This window comes from Bradyrhizobium sp. AUGA SZCCT0169 (assembly GCF_018130085.1).
Taxonomy (GTDB): Bacteria; Pseudomonadota; Alphaproteobacteria; order Rhizobiales; family Xanthobacteraceae; genus Bradyrhizobium.
The window spans coordinates 1-21,638 of record NZ_JAFCMC010000047.1; the positions used below are offsets into that span (position 1 = coordinate 1).

General features: G+C 56.9%; 13 protein-coding genes and 3 pseudogenes. 9 read left to right on the top strand and 7 right to left on the bottom strand.

What is annotated here, in order from left to right; all coding sequences use genetic code 11:
- Positions 1 to 507: pseudogene (locus tag JQ609_RS31620) on the top strand (hypothetical protein); the annotation flags it as partial.
- Positions 508 to 1,169: 662 nt separating this feature from the next.
- Here the strand turns inward: JQ609_RS31620 and JQ609_RS35360 are convergent.
- Positions 1,170 to 1,588, bottom strand: a pseudogene (locus JQ609_RS35360) (IS3 family transposase); the annotation flags it as partial.
- A 651-nt stretch (positions 1,589 to 2,239) separates the two neighbouring features.
- On the opposite strand from JQ609_RS35360, the gene JQ609_RS31635 reads away from it, so the two are divergent.
- The 3 genes from JQ609_RS31635 (at position 2,240) to JQ609_RS31645 (ending at position 4,769) form a co-directional block, all read left to right on the top strand.
- Positions 2,240 to 2,998 (top strand): hypothetical protein, encoded by a 759-nt coding sequence (locus JQ609_RS31635; RefSeq protein WP_212276581.1) that lies wholly within the window; start codon positions 2,240 to 2,242, stop codon positions 2,996 to 2,998.
- On the top strand, positions 2,995 to 3,753 hold the full coding sequence (locus tag JQ609_RS35845; protein WP_212276582.1) for an FkbM family methyltransferase: 759 nt from the start codon (positions 2,995 to 2,997) through the stop codon (positions 3,751 to 3,753). Before JQ609_RS31635 ends, JQ609_RS35845 begins: the two co-directional genes overlap by 4 nt.
- A 218-nt stretch (positions 3,754 to 3,971) precedes the next feature.
- Entirely contained in the window at positions 3,972 to 4,769 is a 798-nt protein-coding gene (locus JQ609_RS31645) for a hypothetical protein (RefSeq protein ID WP_212276583.1), read from the top strand.
- Positions 4,770 to 5,017: 248 nt separating this feature from the next.
- Here JQ609_RS31645 and JQ609_RS35370 read toward each other — a convergent pair whose 3' ends face one another.
- On the bottom strand, positions 5,018 to 5,155 hold the full coding sequence (locus JQ609_RS35370; protein WP_249128645.1) for a hypothetical protein: 138 nt from the start codon (positions 5,153 to 5,155) through the stop codon (positions 5,018 to 5,020).
- A 240-nt stretch (positions 5,156 to 5,395) separates the two neighbouring features.
- On the opposite strand from JQ609_RS35370, the pseudogene JQ609_RS31655 reads away from it, so the two are divergent.
- A pseudogene (locus JQ609_RS31655) lies at positions 5,396 to 5,724 on the top strand (transposase); the annotation flags it as partial.
- On the opposite strand, the gene JQ609_RS31660 reads toward JQ609_RS31655, so the two are convergent.
- The 5 genes from JQ609_RS31660 to JQ609_RS31680 form a co-directional block, all read right to left on the bottom strand.
- Positions 5,717 to 7,786, bottom strand: a complete 2,070-nt coding sequence (locus tag JQ609_RS31660; protein ID WP_212276584.1) for a glycosyltransferase — start codon at positions 7,784 to 7,786, stop codon at positions 5,717 to 5,719. The pseudogene JQ609_RS31655 and the gene JQ609_RS31660 sit on opposite strands and share 8 nt — an antisense overlap.
- A 1,765-nt stretch (positions 7,787 to 9,551) precedes the next feature.
- A complete protein-coding gene (locus JQ609_RS31665; RefSeq protein WP_212276585.1) occupies positions 9,552 to 9,851 on the bottom strand; it encodes a PilZ domain-containing protein in 300 nt (99 codons plus the stop codon).
- Between the two features lie 47 nt (positions 9,852 to 9,898).
- Positions 9,899 to 10,159, bottom strand: a complete 261-nt coding sequence (locus tag JQ609_RS31670; RefSeq protein WP_212276586.1) for a PilZ domain-containing protein — start codon at positions 10,157 to 10,159, stop codon at positions 9,899 to 9,901.
- 831 nt (positions 10,160 to 10,990) lie between these two features.
- A complete protein-coding gene (locus JQ609_RS35375; protein WP_249128649.1) occupies positions 10,991 to 12,073 on the bottom strand; it encodes an ERF family protein in 1,083 nt (360 codons plus the stop codon).
- The gene (locus JQ609_RS31680; RefSeq protein ID WP_212276587.1) at positions 12,057 to 12,914 is read right to left on the bottom strand and encodes a YqaJ viral recombinase family protein; all 858 of its coding nucleotides are present in this window, start codon (positions 12,912 to 12,914) and stop codon (positions 12,057 to 12,059) included. Before JQ609_RS31680 ends, JQ609_RS35375 begins: the two co-directional genes overlap by 17 nt.
- 70 nt (positions 12,915 to 12,984) lie before the next feature.
- Between JQ609_RS31680 and JQ609_RS31685 the strand changes: the two genes are divergently transcribed.
- The 4 genes from JQ609_RS31685 to JQ609_RS31700 all read left to right on the top strand — a co-directional run bounded on the left by JQ609_RS31685 (position 12,985) and on the right by JQ609_RS31700 (position 21,602).
- The gene (locus JQ609_RS31685) at positions 12,985 to 13,239 is read left to right on the top strand and encodes a helix-turn-helix transcriptional regulator (protein WP_212276588.1); all 255 of its coding nucleotides are present in this window, start codon (positions 12,985 to 12,987) and stop codon (positions 13,237 to 13,239) included.
- 844 nt (positions 13,240 to 14,083) lie between these two features.
- Positions 14,084 to 14,641: an NYN domain-containing protein gene (locus JQ609_RS31690; RefSeq protein ID WP_212276589.1), complete on the top strand. Its 558-nt coding sequence runs from the start codon at positions 14,084 to 14,086 to the stop codon at positions 14,639 to 14,641.
- 1,079 nt (positions 14,642 to 15,720) lie between these two features.
- Positions 15,721 to 15,975: a hypothetical protein gene (locus tag JQ609_RS31695; protein WP_212276590.1), complete on the top strand. Its 255-nt coding sequence runs from the start codon at positions 15,721 to 15,723 to the stop codon at positions 15,973 to 15,975.
- 53 nt (positions 15,976 to 16,028) lie between these two features.
- A complete protein-coding gene (locus JQ609_RS31700; RefSeq protein ID WP_212276591.1) occupies positions 16,029 to 21,602 on the top strand; it encodes a VCBS domain-containing protein in 5,574 nt (1,857 codons plus the stop codon).
- The last annotated feature ends 36 nt before the right edge of the window (positions 21,603 to 21,638 follow it).

Below are 21,638 nucleotides of genomic sequence, written 5' to 3' on the forward strand. Positions count from 1 at the left end.
ACCGGTCTGACTGGAGCCACCGGCGCCACGGGTCTGACGGGAGCCACGGGTGCGACCGGTCTGACTGGAGCCACCGGTGCGACTGGCCTGACAGGTGCCCCTGGTTCGACAGGTGCGCGGGAGCGCGGCAACAATGGCCTTGGCAACGGCCCGGATGGGGGCGAAACCGGAGCCCCTGGCACCGACCCGAGCAACCCAGGCCAAAACAAGAAGGTGGTCATCAGTGCGGCCGATGTCTCCACCAAAGCCTCTGGGCAGATGACCTTCATCGGCGGCGCGCCGGGCAACATTGCCCAAGGGCCAACGGTGACGACCACTCTCGCTGCCCTTAGTGGGGTGCAGGACCTGCAGCCGAATGACTTCTCGGCGGGCGGCGCGAAAGCAACTGGCCACACAGGCGCGGGCAGTCAAACGCCCGACCCAGTGTCGAAGGTCAAAGGCGGACTGTCTCTCGACGATCCGCATGGGCCAAAGACTGTCGAAGGCGTGTTCAAGCCGAACGGCTAGTTGACACGTATGACCTTCAGAGGAGCGCGGCCGAACTGGTTGCGCTCTTCAGCAAAGACTAGCGCGGTGCCGCACGGCGCCGCGCTTTCCGTTTCCGGATAGGATTGATGAACGCTCGAAGACGGGCCGACGTCGATCAAAGAAGGCGACAGCAGCTTCGATCCGGACCTGAGAGGTCACAACGGGCCCGACCAGCGTAGTCGGTGGGACAGGCGATACCTGAGCTATATGCTTAACCGTCGCCGCGAATTGGCTTGGATCAACGGGCGCACCATTCCTGAAGCCGGGCGATAAGAAGCGAGACGCACACGCCGGGACGAAGCGCATTAAGCTGAACTGGGTCCAACCGAGATAGGGCGTGGTCAGCAGCGTCCTCGCGGCCGCACACCCAGGCTGGCCATCTTCTTACCGGGCCAAGTCACCCTCTCAAAATCGGCCACTTTAAAACCTGGAATTCAAATGGCCGGCTTAAATTCTCGGTCCTTGCGCGGTGCCCTAGCTCTCGCCAAGCAGCCCTGAAGACGATTAGGCAACTCCGCCGAGGCCATCAGGTCCTTGCAGCTTGCTTTCCGGGCCTCGAAATACTTCCCATCGGTAGTGCGCTGCGGACTTCCCATCTGTTCAGCGCCCCAAGCGCCTCGATGCCGGCGGGGTTGCGTTCATACTCCGCGAGGATAGCCGACGATCTTGCAGACACTGTCCAGGGTTTGCACGACGTCCTCACCTCGATAGCTGAATCGCGCGTCAACGGCTGGTGAAAAGCGGGAAAAGGTGTCGACGATAGTAAGTACCCGGATCTTCCGGCCGGTGGCGAGCTGATCGGGGACAAAATCCATGGCCCATGTCTCGTTGACTTGGTGCGCGTCCACGCGACCTTCACGCAGCTTGGCCTTCAGCGCCGCTTAGGCGTTTTGTTACGCAATTGCAGGCCTAACTCGCGATAGAGACGATAAACGCGCTTGATATTGGCCGCCCAACCGTCACGCTGCAGCAAGACGTGAACGCGCCGATAGCCGTATCGCACCCGCGTCTCGCAGATGTCTTTGATCCGATGCTTAAGGGCGGCCTGGTCACCGCGCTTCCGCGCCCCGTCCCGTTGCATTACTTACGATCCACTCTTTTTATGGGTAGACCTTGCATTTTCGTCTTCTGAATTACGATTTTACAATCAAGCCGAGCTCTTTACATGGAACGATACATTAAACAGACGTTCGATTTATCACCGGTGAACTGAAACACGCCTTTGGCTCATTCGCATACTCAATCAGTCCGCGCGGAGCGAAACGCCTTTTGCCTGAGCTTTTGCCGCTCAAGAAGCGTTTATCGTTTCCTGGAACCTCAATTGTGATCGAAGATCAGGGGATCGATTCTGCTATGAACATTGTCTACCCACCATGCGGAGTTATGTCTGTAGTCCTCCCCTGGTGGGCCACCGAGACGACGGCGTTAGCGATCGCCTCACAAGCTAATCTAGAATGAAGCTGCATGACTTAGCGGGGGCGAAATTCGCAATTCATGGAGATGTAGCGAGCGTGCAATCCAACAACCACTCTCATGCGCATGCCATGTCATTCCACCTGCTTTGAGGTCTTGCTTTCCGTGTGCAAGAGGCACAGCTTCTCCACCATCGTCGCGGAAAGATCCGAAGCCGCGGCGTGCGGACCTGCTGCGGGCCCGAGAGTTGGAGGGCTTGGTGAATGGAACCTAATTAAATGTTCGGAGCGCGCGGACCATGACGAGTTTCCCAAGAATCGTCGCGTCGATGACGATCATTCCATCAAGGATCGGCTGCATTCGTCCGGTCATGGAGGCGGTCCTAATTCAAACCGTTCCGGTCGCACCCATCGAGTTGAACATTCCTCATATCTGCCAGCGCACTGGCCAAACCCATGAGATTCCGGACTGGCTCACTGGACTTGAACGGGTAATAATCTATCGTACGGAGGATTATGGGCCCATTACGAAGATCGCGCCGACTCTGCTGCGATACACGGCCGATCAAGAAACTTATATCTGGTCGGTTGACGATGACTGCGCCTATCCTGCCAACCAGCTTGAGCTTCTATGCGCGGTGCATGACCCGTCCAAGCGCCGCATTCCGCGCTACGGGGGCAAGCTTAAACCAGATGGGACGGTGAATTTCTGGTTCGGCGAAGCTGAGGTTACGATGTTTGAGGGTTGTGGCGGGGTTCTCTACCCACCGGACTGTATCGGGAAAGATTTCCCAGCCTATTTGGCTCTTACTGCAGCTAATGAACATTGCCGAAAAAATAACGATCTCGTGTTGGCAATGTATTTTGGCCACCATCTTTTTCCGATGTATTTGTACAACCGGCCGACGGACGAAGTGCCGTACATGGTGACGGGCTGGCTCGATCAAGATCCCCTACCAGCGAATGGACATGTAGAAAATTACAGAGGATTTTCGCCTCTCTCAACTCGAACTGGCCTGCCAAAACTGCCCTCCATGGTGATGGGAGGCGCGACGTGACACAGGCTATTCGCCGGGCCTTGCACTGTTTGCGTCCGCATTCCGTGCAGGGGCTGGCCAAATTTCGTGCAGGTGTGGCCGCCGATGGCGGATATGTCATGCTCGATGCATTGCACGGCTGTCAAATCGCTTATTCACTCGGCATAGGGGGCGATGTGAGCTGGGATCTGGCGATGGCAGAACGAGGGTTGCTAGTTTTTCAGTACGATCACACTGTCGATGGACCGCCCGCTGGGCATCCCAACTTTCGCTTTCACAAGACCGGGCTCGCCGCCGCTGACGGGGCAGGAATGATCTCACTTCCCTCGGCTATCCACGCCAATGGGCACGCGGCTCGCAGCGACATAATTCTGAAAATGGATATCGAGGGAGCAGAGTGGAACATTTTGGACACCCTCGGCAGTGATACTCTAAGCCAATTCAGTCAGATTGTGATTGAGGTTCATCACCTTAGACGTCTGGAGGAGCCTGCCTGGCTCGACCGCGCACATCGGATTTTTGCCCGGATGGAGGCGACGCATGCCTGTGTCCACGTTCATGGCAACAACTGGGGCCCTCTGTGTGTGATCCACGGTATTCCTGTGCCAGATGTATTGGAACTTAGCTTCGCTCGTCGAGATCTTGGAAGGTTCGAGCTGTCGAACGAACTGTTCCCGACGCCTCTTGATGCTCCCAACAAATCGGGGGACTATGATTTTTTCCTTGGGGGATTTCGGTTTCTTTGCACCGATCCGATGTCTACCGATGAACCCTGACAGAAGAGTCCCGGGGTGCGTGTCTAGGCGAACCGCCTGTGGTGTCGCGGCATGCGCCGTCTAACGCCAGGACACCCCTACGTTAAAAAACGATTGCTTCGAAAGGCTGGTTTCAGGAAGGACTTGGATCCTTTCCTTGTCGACAGATCGCATCATAGGTTGTACGGCTTAAAAAGTTGCATGCGAGCGAGCGGTAACAACTGGGGGGATTTAAGCAAATGTCGTCGGCTCACCCGTCCCTCCTTGTCGCCCCCATCGAGCTCGCTGGTGATTGGGGGCACATGATCCCCGACGCTGCTATGCATGTGGTTCAGCGGATGCGTTCGGCTTGCTTTGATGGTTTGCGGCTTGTCTCGGACGACCAGCCGGATCGCCTGCGGGTTGAGGAGCGCACTTCAGGCGGTCCCGCCATCTGGCTGCATCCGGATGGAACCACCACGGGTTGGATCATTGTCGCTATCGGCGAGCGGGACTGGTCTAGGCTTGCATATCAGTTCGGCCACGAGCTCGGCCACGTGACAGCCAACTCCTGGCGACCGGACGCAAAACCGGCGCCGCCCAGCCAATGGTTGGAAGAGGCCCTGGTCGAGGCATTCTCGCTGCGCGGCCTGGCGCTTTTGGCGGATAGTTGGTCAAAGGATCCGCCATTCAAGGACGATAGCGGGTTTGGCGCAGCCGTGGCCACCTACCGGCAGAACATCATCGAGCGCTACGGCAAGCTTGCAATCGAACAGGGTAATCCAAAAGACCTCCGCATTTGGTTTAAGCAACATCGTGCCGCTATGGAAGCACAGCCCGGTTTGAACGCCTTCGCGCAGGCGGCGTCTCTCAGTATGCTCGCAGAGTATGAGCGCAACCCGGCTGGCGTGGAAGCGCTCGGGGCGCTGAACAGATGGGAAGGCCGCAGCGCGCTTTCGTTGGAGCAGTATTTCGAGGCCTGGAAGGCAAGCTGCAAGGACTTGAAGGCCTCGGCGGAGTTGCCCAGTCAGCTGGAAAGATTGGTTGGCTTGAGCTGACAGGACTCGAAAAGTTCATGGTATTCGATCCTTAAAAGCCAACCCTAATTCGCGCGTGCATCTGCTTTTTAAGCCTGTCTCATCCGCTTTCGCCTTATCCGATGGATACGCCTTTTCGCCGACGGCACGTTCGCTCGTCTCGGCCCAGCGTGCGCAACCGCTCAATGGCAACGATGGCGAGCGGAATATCGCTTTTCTCATTTTCCTATCATGCCCAGCGAAGTTTGATCTACGGCTTCCGACAACATTTAGCCGGGCCAGCCGAAGCGGCGCGATCCATCATTCTTATTTTCGCGGCACTCGGAGGCACCGCCGTTCTGGTCGATGAACTCGACGCCGGCGGCTTCCAGTGCCCGGCGAACAGCGAGATCGTTCGCCGCTTTCATGCAAGTCTCGCCCTCAGTCAACTCGGCTCAGCGGATCGTTGCAACGCCTCTGACGACTCCTGTGCGAGATTCCGCGCGCATCGGACAAGTGCCCGAGCCGCCCTGATCTGGGCGCTATTCAGCGAACGGATCACTAGCGCTTACGGATCCAGACGAGTATTTGATGTCTCATGCCGGTTCTCAGAAATTGCTAGCGGAGGCATGCACACGTATGCCTTTAGCTTCGGATAGGCTTGATTCATCATGGCATCAAAGTTTTCAGAGGCTCAGATCGCATTCGTTTTGAAGCAAGCTGAGGATGGCTCGGCAGTTGCGGAAGTCTGTCGCAAGGCCGGGATCAGCGAGGCGACGTTTTATAACTGGCGCAAGAAGTATGCGGGGCTGATGCCCTCGGAGATGAAGCGGCTGCGCCAGCTTGAGGACGAGAACAGCAAGCTGAAGCGGATCGTGGCGGACCTGTCTTTGGACAAGGCGTTGCTGGACGTTCTGTCAAAAAAGCTCTGAGGCCTGGCCGCAAGCGCGAACTTGTCGACAAGCTGCGTAATGAATGGAAGGTGTCGATCAGGCGTCGTCCGACGGCGTATTATTCGAAATCGACGCGAGAGGCGGATATTTCTTCAATCGTATGATTCGCTCTGCATTCTTCGATGGTGGATAAATTTTATTCGCGAGCGTTCTCTTTTGCGATTGTTCGGCAAGTTCGGCCGCCAGCAGCGGCCTTATTGCTTCACCATCGGAGCCGAAGGTCAGCCATCCATAGACTTCGCGGGTGTCGAGCACCTGCGGTATGGCCTCTTTTCGCGCGCTGGCGGAAAAAATCACATATTCATAGCGGCACGACGCATCATCGTACGTGAGGCGAGGTATCGTATCGGCACGGACGAGATAGGTGCAGTGGACGAGCGCAACCTCATGGAGACCCGGTGAGGCGCGCTCGAGAATCTTGTGGTACTCGACGCTGTCTAGAAAATACCCGTTCGCATCGACGATCTGGTGATAGTTGGAATAGTTGGGTCTGTCGGTATCGACGCATCTAAGAAGCGGCGCTACGATCGGCAGGTTAAGGTCGACTAGATTCCGTAAGGTGAGGGGACGCAGGTAATTGTCGACGTCGACGACGAAATAGAAGTCGCATCGCAGCGCTAAGGCTTGGCTAATGCTGTGCTGGCGGATTCGGCCTAAAACCGAAAAGCGCGTGGCGTTCCATTCGTGGTCGTCGAAGTCTTGAACGCGCTCCGCAACGTCGCTTTCATCGAACTCGACATGCGCGTAGCGCGCGCCAACCCGAGCCGCCCATTCGCGCAGGATGTCTGCGGTCGCATCTTTATTGTTGTTGGTCCTGATGTGCAGCGAGATATACTCCGGCGGGTAGTCCAGCGCCTCGATGCACTCGAGAAACAAAGGCAAATGGCCGGCCTTACTCTTTGCCAGAATTGCGATCAGGACTTTTGGGGGAGACGTTGTCGCGAATGGCGCCTTGCCCGCATCAACAAACGACGAAGGTTTGACTTCCCGAAGCTTGTCCAGCGCGAAACGGGCGTTAGCGACGACGCGCTTTCTCGTGGCTTCATCTATTTTCGCGTGTTCGAGAATGCGCAGACAATCGGCGATGCAGCTGTGGTAGTCGCCAGCCCAATAGGCGTTGATGGCATGTTCGTCGAGGAGGCCCCATTCATAGATCCAGCCTTCACAGAAGAGAGCGCCAGGAGGTAACGGCAAGTCTATCCCGCGACGAGCGATTTCGGCGCCTAATTGGTTTCTGCCTTTGTACCGACAGTAACGGCTCGCACCGTGCAATGCTTCCGTTCTTGCAGGCTGCGATTCAGTGGCTTGCTGATACGCAGCGATGACATCGTCCTCAGGAAACTCGAGTTCCTCTTTCAGACGTGCTGCGCCCAATAGTGCTACGTAGATCTCTTCCTGCCAAAAGCCCATCTCGGCTCGAGACAGGTATAGGTCGAGCGCTTTCTGTTTCTCGCCGAAATCGCGATAGCTCTGAGCGAGATAAAATGTGTAGCGGGAGCGGAGAAACGCGTCCGTCTCGTTTTGCAATGCTCGTTCTAACAACTCGGCGTCTTTTCGGAATTTCTGCGGATCCTGGCTACGCGCACCGCCTCCGTTGATGTGGATGGCAAACCCTGAGGCGGTCTCACGGCTATGAAGTCCGGGTGGGGTTTCCAGAAATTCATGCAAGACACCGCGAAAATAAAAGTCTTTCCTGTTGCTGCAGATTTGCGGTCGGTAATGCCTGATTGGACCGTGATTGATCGGGACATCATAGAAGTCCGCTTCCATAGTGGACTTGAATGCGACGACGTCGAACCCGGGATCGAGGGTGAGCGTATCGTCGGCATCGATGATGAACGCGTAGTCGATATGCTCCGTTTTTCGAAGGCAGGCCAGCGCATGGGACCGATTGTATGCAAAATCATGCCAGGGTTCTTCGACGACGGTACCGGCAATGCCCTTTTCAGTGAGCCAATTTCGGATGATTTCCTGCGTTCCGTCGGTCGAGCCTGTGTCCTCTATTAAGACAAAATCGATCATCGGTCGTACACTGTCGAGACAGCGGACAATGACGCTTGCCTCGTTCTTGACAATCATGCAAAGGCCAATCGACTTCATGGTCATTGACAACACACCTTCCTGTGCGGCGATCCCTTCTATGTTTTCTGGGACGCAAATCGCGCGTTAGCTTCCATTCGTTGCCTGTCGTCTTCCGTTGGAACGGATCTGTCCGCCGCTAACAGCCGTAGGCACGCATGCCGAGACTATCACTAGATGATAATGACCCTAGCGTCCGTCTTGGTCAGGGAACCGAGGGCAACGCGTTAAGCTCCTCTGGCCAGTCAGCCCTTCAATGCTCAAATGTTTGTGTTTGCATCGATCCGCGCGGGGCAGTCGAAAGTCTCATCAATGCTAACCGTGCCATCGCCGCGGGGGGCTTGCAACCAAATTTGAGTTATGTTAGCGGCGCAATTCATGTTAGGCCGCCTCTAAGTGGAGGGCGTGGTGTGACGGCAGACTTGGAGGCGGCGCGCCAATGGTTTACACGCGCCGCAGAGGCGGGATCACAGACGCTCAAGTCGCCTTGGCGGAATGCTGGTCAACGGGCGCGGTGGGCCTACCGCTGTCGCCGCGGCGCAAAAGCTGTGTGAGCAGCCCCGCAGCCCAAGGGCATAGCGGCGGAATGTTTGCGATGGGCGCGATGTACGGCGGCGGCCACACCTGGAGGTCAGGTCGCAATTGCCGCAGGAGAGTTGGTTTCGCGCCGCGTCGGAACGAGGCCGTGGCCAGGCGCAAGTGATGCTTGGACGCTATCTAGGCAACGGAGCGGGGGCTCATGGCCGGGTTGGTGTCTAAGCTTCCCTTTTTGGTCTGCTTATTTTGAGGCCACATATGAATTATTCCCAAATGGAGGACGAACGCCTGTGTTTACGAGAACGTCCGTCAGCAAGTGACCCCTGGATGCAGGAAGCCGCTATCGCTTCGCAGGCGAGGGCGTCCGCGCATACGCGGATAAGCTTCGCGAAGAAATGGACCGACGGCGACTAAGGTTCACGCCCATCATTTGGTCGGAGGATGGCCGCTGAGTATGGGAAACCAAAATCGAGGTGCCAATTGAGGATCGCGAACTGGTCGCGCTCGGCATTGAAAATGCTAACGAGGCGCTGGTCTCTCTTCTTCGTGTGGCTAGATCGATTTCGACCAGCTCTGCGGAGCGTGTGGCCGGCCCAAACGGCAGCCCGGGCTTTGCGATGCCAACGCGTACTGTGCTGCCCTTAAGAAATTAGTTACTGGTCATTGTCAAGCTTTCGCCATTGCAGATAGGTCACAACGAGCGATAGCGAACTTCTGGAACGCTTTGACCAGCCCGGTTGGCAGGTCTCCATAGGAGGCCCATTATGTTCAAGGGCTTCGTGATTGCAGTCTTGCTTATGCTTGGTGCATCGCAGCTAGATCATTATTTCTGTAACGGCAGGTACACTGACGGTACTACGGCGATGCTGCGACAAATCAGGCACTCCTTTCGCGGTTGAAGGTCGCTTCGGTGGACGCCGCTGCGCGCAGGGTCGCGCGCCGGTAGCGGGCTGAGGGTTGGGAACTAATCGTGCCTCGGGAGTTGGCGCGGTCGATCGCTCCGAGCCATATAAGTGCCGCAAGTTAGTTCCGGCCAGCGATTTTTTGCTCGCCCATTGGTGCGCGGCTTCGCGCATCTTCGTATCCGCGAGCTGCCAAGGAAACCGAAAGTCGCCGCTGCGAAAATCGGCAGCCTGGCTTCATCTAAATTTGACCGGCGTCATTTTCGCAGCCAAGCCTTTTGACGTGATGCGGTATGCGACGTTGTTTCCTTCGCCCCTGCGTTCGACCCAGCCGTTTCCAAGCAGTTTCGATATTAGTTTCGAGCTGTTCGGCAAAGTCGCCGCACGCTGCCAATTAGTGTCACGCAAATACTGTAGAAACTGCCGTTCTCGATGCGTGATTGCAGCTGCTCTTTGACCTCAAACTCGACGCCGATCCGGTTCTGTTTGATCCAAACAATCCTGCAGGTCCGAACGATCCGATCTCGCTCTGTCATCAATTGGAAGCAATTCGGGATAAATGAGGCATCGGGAACATCCAGGGCCGCACCGTCATCGGACATATTTGTAATTCGACACCGCGTGCTCGATCCCGACGCCGAAATGTAGGCCATTCGTTAGTCCGCAGCGACTTTCTGCGCTCGTCGATCATCGAGGTCATTCAGCAGAACGACACGCCAAACCGCGTCCCTTTCCGCCATACGACAGTGCAGGAATAGATTTTCTTTTTTCGAACAACGATCAAAGTGAACTGATCGGGGACAAAACTCTGGGGAGCTGCCTCCAACGCCGCGCCCGTTTCCGAAAGATTGCGGATAACGCAGGGGACAGAAAAGTCGCCGAACCTCATCAAACCGCTATCGAGGACTTTGCGGCGCGGCGTGCTGCGTGCTTCGGTATCGGCTGTTGCGATGGTTGGCATCGGCTCACCTGTGAAAACTAATCGTTAACGGTGGGCCCAATCCGTAAAGCGTCCGTAAAGCGGGCTGGGAACTTACAGACGCGCTTAAAGTTTGGCTAACGCGCCGGCCGGCCTAGGTTCGGTTTTGAAGAAGACGAGCCAAATGTCAAATATACCGTTCGGCAGATATGATCTGCATCCCGCTTGTCCTATCCCTGTTCACCGGGGCTGATTGCAGTCCGTCACGAGAAGGTACTGGTCTGTTTCCGCCCTTAGTGGCGGAGCGTTGCCGTGTCGCATTCCCCGCGCTGCACATTTTACGGTAGCGTTATTGTTCTAAGCGACCGTCTCTCGCAGAAGCGGCTGCCTGGCCTCACTGTCGAAGAGACCATCGAGTTTAATCTGTTGGATGCGACCCCTCCATTTGACGACAGGGGCAATCTCGCGTGGCGGTTCGAGGGGCAACCGACCAACGATCGCGAGAGGTGATGGCTTGAGCTCTACTGCAAGATGATGCCGAGCAAGAGGTAAGGAACTATACTATACTTACTTCGCTTCGAGTGGCGTATTGAATCTACGAGTGGCCTATTTCGGCCAGTACCGGATGGTTGGCGCTGGCACCTTCCTTAAGCGGAATGGTTAGCGGTCCCCCTTAGGATTGGAGAGTACTTACGACATAATCGTCGATGCGTACCTGGCTGCTGTGGGTAAGATTTGATGGACGCCATACACCCGCCGGCGCCGAGGCAGACGATGAGCATGCACATCGGTAAATGCCGTACGCAAACCGGGACTAAGAGGCCGCCTCATTTGGCGGCCTCGTTCGACCCAACGCCTGTGGTTGTGCGAACCTCACATGGTGGGGCGTCCGCGGGGCTGCGTTCGCAGATTAGGCAGGGGCGAGATGCCACAAATCTTAAGTGTGCTTTGTCCCGGAGGTATCGCAGTTTGGGGATGGCCAAGGCTCCGCTTTTTGTTTCCTTGGCGGAGGTAGTCCCCGGGTACATCGCTAACGACGATGCCTTCTTGTGCCTTCTGCACGAAAGCAGAAGCAGTTTGCTCGGTTGCAGGTTTGACCTTTCGCGGCCGGCCCCTGGGTCGCCGCACCTTCTCGGCCTCAGGGTTGGCAGAGGGACACAGGGGTGCCGACCGATCTAGAGGAGCGATTGCAGGTTCAACCGCCGTGATGGGGGCGGGCAGTGCGTCTGGCAGGGCGCTCTTGGCTGAAAAGGCGTCCTCGACGCGTCGGGCATCTTCCGTTGAGAGGCAATTTTTGGTCTTAAGAATGGCTATCGCCCGGGTTCGCAGGTCCGCTTCCGAAAGTACCTCGATTTCTTGGATCAGCTGCGTCGCGGCCAATCCTGACTCAGCGGCCGAAAACATTTCCCGTGGCGGCATTGTACCTAGGCCAACCATTCGCCGTTGGATGCCCTGAGCGGAGCCTGGCACGGGGTCAGGATTGGCCCGGCGGCCGGCATTGAGGACCTTCTGATCGTCAGCAGGGTTGGCCACATCGGGCGGTGCGTCGAGATCATCCTCTCCGGCAATACCGACCATCGTAAACAGGGCGTAACGCCGGGCGTAGGTCAATGCCGCTCCCATGCGGCGAGGTGCAGATGTCTCCGATAGCTGGCAGACCGGCCAGTCCGAGGAGATCCACTCTCCTGACGTATGCAACAAAAGGGTTGTCAGGTTGACCATGCCATTGGCCCGGTCGATATCGGTGGTCTGCGCGATGGCGATCTGTTGGCCGCCCAAGACCTTTCTGACGATGTCCAGACCGCTCGCTAGCGAAGCATAGCGAAAGGTTTGGGGACTGTCGGATCGGTTGTTGTAGACCGTTCCGACCGTCGCCCTTTCAGGGTTCGAGAGGTCAATCTGAGCCTTCGCTAACGCGGTAGCTATGGCCGCGACATTTTCACTGGACCGATGCAAAAGCGCTCTCCATCTCGACGCGGTCGAAACTAATCGCCCCTGATTTTGACCGTTTTGCTCGGATGCCGTGGCCCATGGCCTCCTTGGCGTCCTCCGGCATCAGACCTTTCAGTTCGCTCTTGGCTCGCTCGTGGTTGGTGTGGGCTTGTTGCGTGTCCCGGAACAGTCCGGCAAATTCCGCCCACGAATTGGACGCATTCATATCGACCACCCGAACCGCTTGGATCCGTGGCTTCGGCGGCTCGCAATCGAACAACGCGGGAGTTTCGCCGGTCTTGGCGGCCCGCCAGAAGGCCTTCTCTGCTGCGATCAGAACCGTCTGGTAGATCGGATCGGCCTCGATGGCGAGTTCGACCCAGTTGCCGCCTCCGGTGATGATAGACAATACGGAGGTCTTGGTGTTGGCGACCAGCATGTTGTGCTGGAGCTGAGCCATGTGCTTTTCCGCTGCGGCCTCTTCTGAAAACGACCAAGGCAGCATGAACTTGGCTTCGAAGACGGCGCCCATTTCTTTGATGACACCGTCTAGGGTGGCGGCCATCCATGGGATCGTCCGGTGAACGACGTGGCGTTGGACTTGGGCGATCCTGTAGCCCGAATTGATCTCGTACCAACGTCGATTAAGGTCTTCGGTTACGAGTCCGAGCTGGACGATCAATTCCCTGGAAAGATCGACCGGGGAGGTCTCACCTCGCTTTTCTTTCCATAGGCGAACGAGGGCTTTCTCATCTTTGCCCATGATGATCCGGGCGTCGGACCCGCCGATAAAGTGGCGTCGGTCACGCAATGCATCAATTTTTGGTATAGCTCCGCCGTTCACCAAAACGGTGCCTTTGGTCATTTGGCTACTCCGAATCTGATTTTTCTGATACAAAAAGATCATACATGATGATCTAAAAGGATCAAGAGTTTTGTTTAGCCCATCTCAACTTCGTGCAGCGCGAGCTCTTGTCGGATGGTCGCAGAGCGAGATCGCAAAGGCTGCAGGTCTATCAGTTCCTACAATCAAGCGAGCTGAAGCTGACCGGGGAATCAAGGTGTCTGAGGAAGCCGCGGCCGCAATCGCAAGCGTGCTAAAAAAGGTCGGCGTCGAGTTCATCGAAGAAAACGGCGGAGGTGCTGGCGTCCGGCTTCGGAAGGCACAAAGCCCTGCTCGACATAAATAAACCGAATGCAAAGTCTAAAGAACGTCAAGAGGTTCATGTCAGCCCTGTCTTGGCAAACCCCGCCGAAGGCAGCCGTTCGGTTGATTGAGGCTTGCTCGCGGCCTCGTTGGGGTTTTAAAACAGACGTCCGGGCTGGCGGGGGCCAGAATCGCTGGTTGCCGCCGGTTTGGCGGAGAAGTGAAGGCCAGGGTTACCCCCGGGAGGGTGCAATACGGTTGCTGAATTGATCGAGCAGTTATTGGCGCTTCCGGATAAGACCGCGCAAGTGGTGAAAAGTCCCGGACCATTTGATGGCTTGAATGAACCAGGCCTCATTTATGAGGGTTATGTCGACCAGGATATGAAATTCCAGCTCAGGCGACTGATCCAGACGCAATCCACGTCGTTTATCTTTGAAGGCGCACTCAAGAACCACATGCGACGCTGCGATTTTCGATGTCCTTGGCGTACTATTCGAACTTCGTTGAGTATCTTCGTTGGGTGACAGAGGTAAGCAAGCAATCCCGTTATTGTTTCCCAACGCCCTCCAAGAGAAATCGGTCAAGCTAGACCGCTTCTGCCAGCAAGAACAGAATTCCAAAAAGCCTGTTATGCAAGCCGTGGAGCAGGTTCTGGGTAAGAAGTAGGGGCGTTCCCATTTTTGAGAGCACGCTCACGGCCCCGATTGCGTCTTCTTGTGGAGTTAGACCGGAAGTGAGCGGGACGCGGTCAAATCGACGCGAACCAAAGCGGACGTCAACGCCGCGACGCGGTAGCGGTGGACAAGGCTCGTAACCCCGCCTGGCAATCTTAGTTGCACCATAATGCACCGCAGTCCTATGGGTAATGAAGGGAGCTTGGGGTGATGATTCCTTCCGAAAAATTGGCGCTCTTTATCGACGGCCTCAACCTCCACTACACGGCGAAAGCCTTGGACTTCAACATTGATTTTAAGAGGCTTCTCGCCGAGTTCAGGACGCGCGGCGTGCTTGTGCGTGCTTATTACTACACGATCATCGCTGAAGAGTTTCAAACGACCCGGCCCCTCATCGATTGGCTCGACTATAACGGTTTCACAGTGCGTACGAACTCGGTCAAAGAGTTCGATGATGGTCAGGGCCGGCGGAAATACAAGCGCAATATTGGAATCGAACTCGCAGTCGATGCGGTCGAGATTGCGAAGTACGTTGACCACATATTGTTGTTTTCCGGAGACGGCGATTTTCGACGCCTTGTGGAAGCAATCCAGCGCCTCGGCCCTCGCGTCACAGTCGTATCAAGCATGCGAACGAAACCTGCGATGGTCTCTGACGAATTGCGCCGGCAGGCGGATACGTTCCTCGAATTGGATGACCTCAAGGCTGCGATAGGGCGGACAAAGGAGGAGAGCAGAATGCGCAACCAGAGGGATGAGCTTTCGTAGGGACAACATTCCCGCGCGGGCATTCTCGACATGCCTCTACCGGCCGCTTGATGCTCTAACCCACTTGGAAACCGACTGATGCGCGCACGATTGTTCTTGAAGTTGGCGCGAGCAGTAGGTCTTCACAGGAACTGCCGGTGCCGTTGCGGCTATCCTCTTTGTGTCTCGGTTTCGCAACACTCGATGTGTTTCGCAGCGGGAACTTCAATTTTGGATCCACACTCGTCGATGCCAGGAGCAGTCTCTGGGAGGGGCTATTGAGGAGCATCGGCTTCGGCGCTAATCCGTTATGACTCCGTCGTCCAAAGGTTCTGTGAGACCGCAATCGGGTCGATCGAGACTCTTGACCACCAGGCTCGTTCGTCCCCAAAGCGGTGATGGGCGCGGCACAGCGGCACCCTGAATTCGTCGCTGACCTTCCAACCCAACGCCTGTGGTTGTGCGAACCTCACATGGTGGGCGTGACGAAGTTTAATCTTCGCTTATTGCAAGGAAAGTGAAAATCCCTCGTTGGACCGTTTGGCAATTCCCGGAGGGGCCCGCGGAGAATCTGGCACGTACGAGCTGTGCCGCTCTCAATCACTATTTCGAGGTACCTCTTTCGCCGCTTGATGTCCGTAGTCTTACGGTCTCTCAATCCAAGAAAGAGCTTTGACTTCTAACCGGATGAATCATAACCAATTTTGCGACGCTATCGATTCATAGTTAAATCAATCTATGTGGCGTTGCATATGGACGGTAGTTAGAATTTGCGGCAAGTTGCAGTCACTGAGTTAAGGGACGGCCTCGCGAATAGCAGCACGAATGAATGACGTCTGCGACTTTGTCTCTGATCAAATTGCGACTTTGTCTCTGATCAAATCAAGAGACGCGACAAAAAATTTAGAATATGCGCGGTCCTTAGGGACTCGACATGAATAGGGCAGGGATTATGGCGTTCGGGGTAATTTCACAATAGTTCAAGATTGCAGTGTCAGCGCGTTTGGGTTGATCGCTCGCCGAATATCGGCGGTGTCTTGTGAGTTGCTTTTCGAGTGCGATCGCACCTGCTCTGCATTAGCAGAGTTGAGGAGTGAGCCGTGGGTCGCGTTGCGTTCACTAAAAAAGCAGAGTGGGTCGACTGGTTCGAGATCGAATCGCGTCGCCAGGAAATTTCAGGTTTTTGCCGTTTTTCTGGTTCTCCAGTCGGACCGTCGATCGCTCCAACAAATGATCCGTCGGCATTTGCTTCAGACGACTCCGTCGTTTCGTTGTCGTCTCATCAAGACATCCTTCGAAATTGCCAGGCCGCAATCGCGACATCCAACTTGTCGCAGGGGCAAACCACCCGTTAGTCGCGCGAATTTTCACAAGCAGGATTTTTCACGAACTCGATATTGGAGCATCAATGGCAAGCGCCAGCGGCACTACCACCCTCACAGGCACCAGTGGCAGCGACAATTACGTCGGCGGGTCGGGCAATGACTATCTCTCGGGAGACGCTGGCAGCGATCGCCTCAACGGCGGATCAGGGGCCGATACGCTTGATGGCGGCAGTGGTTTTGACACCGTCCTCGGTGGGTCAGGCGCGGATACGCTTATCTATCGAGCGTGGGAAAACCAATACAAGATCGGTAGCCAAGTCTACGGGGTAGGGACAACGGCCACACAAACCGCCTTTTCCGGCTACGACATCTACGACGGCGGCAACGGCAATGCTGCCCAGGGCACTGCCGAAATCGATAGGCTCGTTATCTATTTGAGCAACGCACAACTAGCCAGCTCCGCGTTTATGACTGCGTTTAATAATGACATGGCTAACTTTCAGGCCTTCATTATCGCCAACTCAAATCGAAACACCGGCCAAGCAGGCCAGGCAGAATTTACGTTTACGAGTATCAATCTCAAAGTCTCAGCGATCGAGCAGGTTACTTTCGCTCTCGATCCCACGTCTCCGGTTGGCGTGAACGATACCAACGGGCTCGATCTTGTCCGAGAGGCGGGCGTGGGCCCGGGTAATACGCCGTTTGCCGGCGATTCTTCGGCCATAGGCAATGTGCTCACTAATGATACGGATTCCGACAACGGCCAGGCGTCGCTCGTGGTGTCCGCAGTGCGGACCGGACCAGAATCCGGCTCGGGAACCGGCGGCACCGTAGGGACTGCACTGGTAGGCACTTACGGCTCACTAACTCTGAACGCCAATGGCACCTGGACTTACACCCTTAGCAACAGCGACGCCGACACCAACGCATTGGCTGACGGGGTGACGGTCACGGAGGTGTTTACGTACACCGTGCGCGATCCTAACGGGCTTACGGATACCGCGCAGCTGACCATCACGATCACCGGCACCAACGACGCCCCGACGATTTCGCTCGCCGACGGCTCCGGCGCCGTCACCGAAGACACCGCCATTGTTGCCGACAATCCCAACACCCCGACGGTCGAGACCGGCAGCTATCTCTCCGACAGCGGCACCATCACCTTCGACGACGTCGATCTGATCGACATCCATTCGACGGCGGTGACGCCGGCCCTCGGCAACACCCTCGGCGGCACGCTGACCGCATCCGTGACCGACAGCGCCACAGGTGCGACCGACGGAACGGTGAGCTGGACCTACGCCGTCGCCAACAGCGCCACGCAGTATCTGGCGGCGACCGAGACGGCGACCGAGAGCTTCACCATCCGCATCAACGACAACCAGGGCGGCTTCGTCGACCAGCTCGTCACCGTCACCGTCACCGGCACCAACGACGCCCCGGTCATCGCCGGCGAGCTGTTCACCGGCGCCGTCACCGAACTCGGCTCCAACGTCGACACCGGCTCGATCGGCGCCAACGGCACCTTCACCTTCGACGACGCCGATCTGACCGACGCCCATAGTGTGAGCTTCGTGCCGGTTGGCACGACCCTCGGCACGCTCTCGGCGCTCTCGGTTTCCGATCCGGCCACCGGCGCCGGCGACGGCACCGTGTCGTGGACCTACGCGGTCAATGCCGCCGATGTCGCTTACCTCGCCGATGGCGAGACCAGGGTGGAAGAGTTCACCGTCACGGTCACCGACGACAACGGCGTGCCGCTCAACGATACCGCCACCGTGCGGGTCACCGTCACCGGCACCAACGACGCCCCGGTCATCGCTTTAGTCGCGACGGGAACACCCGACAGCGCGGCGATGACGCTCGCCGAGACCAACGCGGGTCTGACCACCAACGGCACGCTGACGGTGAATGATGCGGACCTGTCCAACACCGTAAGCTCGTCGGTGACAACGGTGGTGGCCTCGGGCACCACCACGGGGCTTGGGCTGAACAACGTACAGCTGCTGGCGATGCTCGGCGTCGCGCCGACGTCGGGTCTTGCCGCGGATCCCGCCGATACCCACAACTTGGCCTGGACCTTCAATTCCGGAACCGAGGCGTTCGACTATCTCGACGACGGCGAGACGCTGACGCTGACCTATACGGTGCGGGCGACCGACGACAGCCTGGCGTTCGACGATCAGACCGTCACCATCACCATCACCGGCAGCAATGACGGGCCGACGACGAACGCCGATCAGTTCGTTATTACAAGTGCCGGCAATAACGCGTTATTTGATATTCCAGAGTGGGCCATTCTCGCGAATGACACCGATCCGAACAACGCACCGCTCGATGTGCTCGACGGAAGTGTTGGAAGTGCTGTCAGCGGATCAGCCAATCATACCGCCGGTTCAGGCTCAAACGGTTTTGTCACGTTCACCGACGACACTACCGCAGCAGGCTCGTTCCAGTATCGAGCAACCAACGGAACGACTCCTGGTTCGTCGGCAACGGTGACGATTGATAACCGCGGCAGCTCTGGAAACAGCATCACAGGCACCGCCAATAATGAGATTATGATAGGTACCGGCAACAAAGACAATTTCGATGGAGCCGGAGGCAACGATATCATCATTGGTAAGTCAGGTGGTGGAACCTACATCGGTAACACCGGAGACGACCAAATCGTTTACTTTTCAGGTGTGAATAGCGGAGCGGGGTCGGTAACGATCCATGGTGACGCTGCTGCGGCCGCGGCGGGCACTGACAACGACACACTTATTCTAATTCAGACGACGTCAACCGCTATCAACTTGTCCAATGCGGTCGACCAAGCACCTGCTGCCGATACCGTCGTTACCGGCATGGAAAATGTTGACGGGAGCCGCTCGACCGGGGCGTTGACGTTGACCGGATCGAGTGGCGCGAACGTTCTGAAGGGCGGAGCGGCGGACGACACGTTAGTCGGGTTTGTCGGCGCTGACTCGCTTGATGGCGGAGGCGGATCGGACACGATTACCCTGACCGGGACATCAGCGGACTTGAATGCTGCGACCGATGCACGGATCGTCAATGTTGAGGCCGTCACGGCCAGCGCGGCAGCCACGATCAATCTGAGCAATCAGACAGAGGGCTTCACGATCACGGGCAGCGCCGGCGCCGACAACATCACGGGCGGTTCTGGCAACGACACCATTGCAGGCGGGGCAGGCGTTGATGCCATCAACGGCGGTGCCGGCAATGATGTGATCATTGTAAACGCCGTTGTAGGGACTTCGAGTGATTCGATACGGATTGTGCAGGCTGGCGATGATACCGCCCAAGATACGATCACAGGTTTTGATCTGACGTCAGGAGGTGGCGACACTCTGAGAATTGTCGCCTCTAATGTGAACGCCTTTGTCCATGGCACTAACACTGCAATCGGAACAGGGGGCGGCGCGGGCTTGACGAGCACCTTTGCGACTTCCACTGGTCTGGTAAATCTCAACAATGACGGAGACGTCACTGATGCGAGTGATATCGCAGTGACCTTCGCCAGCCCGTCGGTTGCTTTGACCGAAGCGAACTTCGAAGCTCGCCTTCAGTACAATCTAACGGGCACAGGTGGCGTCAACACCCTTACGACCGGTGCATTGAACGACACCATTGATGGTGGCGGCGGCGCTGACGGCATCACCGGCGGAGCAGGCGCCGACACCATGACGGGAGGAACCGGCGTCGACACGTTCACTCTCAGCAGTGGTGAATCACTCGGCATCATCGGGGGGGCAGGCGACGCCGGCACGGTTTCCGGCTACGACGTTATCACCGACTTCGATCCAGCCACCGACATCTTGAATCTGCCCACCACGCTAACCCCGGCAAACATACCGACCAATACGGCAGGGACTAATGGCTCGGCCTCCGTCTTGACGATTGGCGGCGCCACGATCAAGTCGCATGCCATATCGAACGGCATCATCACGTTCGATGACCAGCTGGGCTATGCGTCGGCGCTTAACATAACAACCGTTGCCCAAGTGGCAGCCGTGGTCGACTATCTGCAGCGTCAAGACTTCGGCGCGGGCAATAACGTGGTTGCCTTCACGGCAACCATTGGCGGAACCGCTCACACTTACATTTATGATCAACTCGGAGCGACGGCGAATGCCGCGAATGACATCCTCGTAGACCTTGTTGGTGTTACGCTAACGAGCGGCGGCACAAGCCTGCTGACATTGATCAGCTCAAACACGGTCGATCCGGCCGGGATTGCCGGCTCGCCGATCAACCTGGCACTGGCTACTCCGTCGGTGGTCGATGGCCTGATTACGGCGACGGTAGCCAACGTTCCGGCGGGGTGGATCCTTAACGCAGGCACCAATAACGGCGACGGTACATGGACCGTGCAGACAAACGATCCGGGCGCGTTGACGGTTACCACGCCGGCGGATTTCTGTGGCGCTGTGGTGCTCGGCGTCAGTATGAGCTGGACCAATGCAGACGGCAGTATCGACAGTGCGTATGTCTCCAGCAATGTCGAAGCCTATGCGCAAGGCTCACCGATCTTTGCGCTGTCCGGCGACGACTTCCTGACCGCCTCGAGCGGAGACGATCTGCTGGTGTTCTCGCAACCGATAGGCATTGACACGATCTACAATTTCGACACCGCACATGACCAAATTGACCTCATCGGGTACGCCGGATTCACCTCCTTCGTCGATGTTCAATCGCACACGATCAACAATGATCTCGGCGATGCAGTGATTACGCTGGGAGAGGGCCAATCGATCACCCTGCATGGCGTCGATGCGAACTCGCTCTCGGCCGATGATTTCGTGTTCAATCAAACTCCGGTTGTGCAGAACGCCGACAACATGGTGATCGGAGACGGGGCGATCATGCCGCTGAGCGGCATCATCGAAAACACCGGCACGATCCAATTGAACTCGACGAGCGCCGAAACCGACCTCCAGCTGATCCAGTATGGCATCACGCTCGAGGGGCACGGGCAGGTCATTCTGTCCGACAGCACCGAGAATGTGATCACCGGAACGGTCTCGGACGTCACGCTGACGAATGTGGACAACACGATCTCGGGCGCCGGACAGCTCGGCGCAGGGCAGATGATCCTGGTTAACGAAGGCACGATCATCGCCACCGGCACCAATTCCCTCGAGATCGATACCGGTGCGAATACCATCGTGAATTCCGGAACACTTGAAGCGACCGGTAGCGGCGGGCTGGTGATTGACAGCAACCTTGATAATTCCGGATTGCTGTGGGCGAATGGAGGAGACATCACCTTCAACGGCACCGTAACTGGCAGCGGCACTGCATTGATCGATGGTGTAGCCACGATCGAGTTCGAAGCAGCGTCATCAGCTAACGTAACGTTTGCTGCCGAGGCGACGGGGACGCTCAAGCTTGGCGACTCCTTCGACTTCAGCGGAATTGTTTCGGGATTTGACGAGGATGACCAGATCGATCTGCTCGATGTCACATTTGGGGAAGGCACCAGCGTAAGTTACGCTGAGAATTCGGAGGAGACCGGCGGAACCCTGACGGTGAGCGACGGCGTTCACACCGCCAACATCTCGTTGTTCGGCGACTACTCGGCGGACGGCTTCGTATTCTCGGCAGACGCCACTACGGGCACACTTCTGTCATACCGTGATGATCTGATCTAGCTAACCGACAGAATGCTTTGGATACAGTGCGGAGCT